Raw genomic sequence first — 2949 nt, forward strand, 5'->3', positions numbered from 1 at the left:
AGTGTCGTTGCTGTCACAGAGGTTACTAGCCGCGTCGAGCGGGTACACATGAGTCCACACCCTGGGACCCGCAATTATTTGAGTACGCGTGGCAGATGGTCGACAATGGCCGACCGTGACAATGTTTGCGTCCTCCTCCCCGCATACAATGAGGCCGCAACCATCGAGTCAGTCGTCGAGGGGTTCCGCGAGCAGGGGTTCGAGAATATCTTCGTCGTCGACGGCGGGAGTACCGACGACACCTACGCGCTCGCCGAAGCCGCCGGCGCCCGCGTCGTCGAGCAATCGGGCGAGGGAAAGGGCCAGGCCATCCGTGAGGCCGTCGAGCGATACATCGATGTGCCATACGTGTTGATGGCCGACGCCGACGAGACCTACCGTGCCGAAGAGGCCGACCGGATGCTTGAGCCGCTCTTGGAGGGGCGTGCCGACCACGTCATCGGCGACCGCTTTGCCGACATGAAACCGGGTGCAATGACGCGGCTCAACCGAATGGGCAACCGCATCATCAACGGCGCCTTCTCGCTCATCCACAGCTACGACTACGCCGACATCCTCAGTGGGTACCGCGCCTTTAGTCGCGAGTCGTTCCTCCGACTCTCGCTGTCGGCGGATGGGTTTGGCATCGAGACCGAGATGGCCGTCGAGTGTGTCAAACACGGCGTCAAAACTGTCATCGTCCCGATAACCTACCTGCCCCGACCAGACGAATCGGAGACGAACCTCCGTCCGGTGCGTGACGGGGGAGTGATACTCGTGACGCTGTACCGGATGGCCAAGACAAACAACCCTCTGTTTTATTTCGGGAGCGTCGGCGCCTCTACAATCGCTTTGGGTGCGTTGCTGGGCGTCTACGTCCTCTATGACTGGTTCGTAAACAGTATCTCCCATCAGGTCATCGCTACCGTGGGTGGCATCGCTATCGTGCTGGGCATCCAGCTACTGATGTTCGGTGTCCTCTCCGATATGATTGTGACGGTAAACCGGGAACAGACACAGCAACTCGAAAACATCGCGAATCGGCTGAACGAGCAGACACGCGAAATGGAGGAGTCCGATGAGACAGAAGCGACAGCGCCGGCAGAGAACCGCCGGAACTGATACTGTCGTCCCGTCTCGGTATCGTTGAGATCGAGATATGGCTACAGTAATCCGTCTGACCTATTTGTATCCGAGCTGTTCGAGGCGGTCCTCAACGACGCCGCCGACCTCTGTCTCGCCCGCGTCCGCTGCCGCTCCGTCACCACCCGACGGCCACGGTGGAACGTTCTCGGTCAGTAGCTGGGACTCCTCGTCGGGCAGGTCGACGACCGTCTCGTCTGGAAGTTCGTACCCGACCTCGACGCCGTGGCCTCGCGACGCGAGGAGCTTATAGTCGCCGTGGTAGACGGCTTTCTTCTCGTGGCCCGCGAGGCTCCCCTCGACAAACATGAGTCGGTCGGCGGGCGGCGTCTCGACCAGCGAGTGACCGACAGCGCCGGGGAGTTCGACCCCAGTTAGGTCCGCGAACGTCGCCGGCAGGTCCACGAGCGAGACGGGGCCATCGAGGGGCCAGTCGGCGGTGGTCAGCAGTGGGACCCGGGCGACATCCTCGTATGGTGCGCCGCCGTGGTCGACACAGCCAGACCCGTCGAAGTACTCGATGTCAAACTCGACGTGTTCCCAATGGGCCTCCCCGTGATCGGCGGTGACGACGAGCAGTGGATCGTCCAGCCTGGAATTGAGGCTGTCGGCGAATCGCGCGATGGCGTCGTCCACGTAATCAACTGACGCACGGTAGAATCGCTGGCGGTGGTCGCGATACCGCTGGCAGTCGTCCCCGCAGTCCGTCTCCCGGTGGTAGTCCCAGTTCGCCAGGTTCTCGATAGTCGTGTCGACGTCGTACTTCTCGACGTACTCCGCCGGCGGGTCGAGAGGAATGTGTGGGTCTGCGAGGTGGAGAAAGGCGAACGTCTGGTTGCGACCGTCGACCCAAGACAGATAGTCCGAGAGGATGTCGTCCGCGTTGGAGCTGAAGTTGTGGTATAGCGCATGTTTGTCGAACCGGCCGGAGAGTGCGACAAACGGGGTGTCGTGGCCGAACCCGCCGTACGTCTCGTATCCCGCGCCGGCGAGTGCCTCGGTGATGGTCACCCGGTGTGCATCCATCCGGGGTGGCAGCCTGATACCGTCGGAGTTATCTGGTTCGTCGGTCTGACGCATGCCACCATGCTCGTGCGGATACACACCGGACAGCATTGACGACACCGCTGGAAACGTCCACGACCCCGGAGTCACGGCGTCGGCACGATTGAGGCCATCAAGATACGGCGTCGTCTCAGCATCAACGTAGTCGGCCCGGAGTGCGTCGACGACCACACAGACGATGTGATCGGGAGCGTCCTCAGCGGGCTCGCCGGACGGCAGGCACTTCTCGGCAAATTGTCCGTCCGCTGTCCGCATCTGGTAGTAGTCATACGGGTAAGCCAGGGCCCGTTTCGCCGCCGGCGGTAGCGTATTAATGAGCCGCCGCTTAATTCCCATATCAGAAGATGCAAGCGACCCCATATTGGTTCTTCGACTGTCGTACGCCGGAGCTGGTGACCGTTCTGACAAGAGTGCAACGGGACACGCTGCTCAGAACGGAACCAGCGCCCGCAGCTGTGTCAGGAGGCTGTTTGCGGTCGCGTCCCGCTTGCGTTCGAAGGCAGGGTGGAGCGCGTTGAACAGTTCCTGCTCGGAGTCAAACCGGGTCGCTGTCGCCATTTCGAGAGCTTCCGCGACGGTCACGCTGTGGCCGGCGGAGTCGTAGGGCACTTCCATGTGGCCCGCCTGTTCGCGCACCTCCTGTGCGGTGGCGGGGTAGTCGATGGTCTCCTCGCTGAGCTTCGCGTCCAGCGCTGCGAGGCCGAACTCGATAGCGGTGGGCTCATCGGTGTCGTCGGCCGGTGGCTGTACTCCCATTGATAG

Annotated in this window: 3 protein-coding genes; 1 reads left to right on the top strand and 2 read right to left on the bottom strand. The window is 62.0% G+C overall.

Going from position 1 to position 2949, the window contains the following annotated elements; all coding sequences use genetic code 11:
- The first annotated feature begins 105 nt into the window (after nt 1-105).
- Nucleotides 106-1101, top strand: coding sequence for an S-layer glycoprotein N-glycosyltransferase AglJ (gene aglJ / locus Q0964_RS09020; RefSeq protein ID WP_299266233.1), 996 nt, complete (start codon nt 106-108; stop codon nt 1099-1101).
- A 60-nt stretch (nt 1102-1161) separates the two neighbouring features.
- On the opposite strand, the gene Q0964_RS09025 is transcribed toward aglJ, so the two are convergent.
- Entirely contained in the window at nt 1162-2523 is a 1362-nt protein-coding gene (locus Q0964_RS09025; protein WP_299266236.1) for a sulfatase-like hydrolase/transferase, read from the bottom strand.
- Between the two features lie 93 nt (nt 2524-2616).
- Nucleotides 2617-2949: DUF5789 family protein (locus tag Q0964_RS09030; RefSeq protein WP_299266238.1), on the bottom strand; the 333-nt coding region annotated here is incomplete at its 5' end.

This window comes from Halorientalis sp. (genome assembly GCF_028275115.1).
GTDB lineage: Archaea > Halobacteriota > Halobacteria > Halobacteriales > Haloarculaceae > Halorientalis.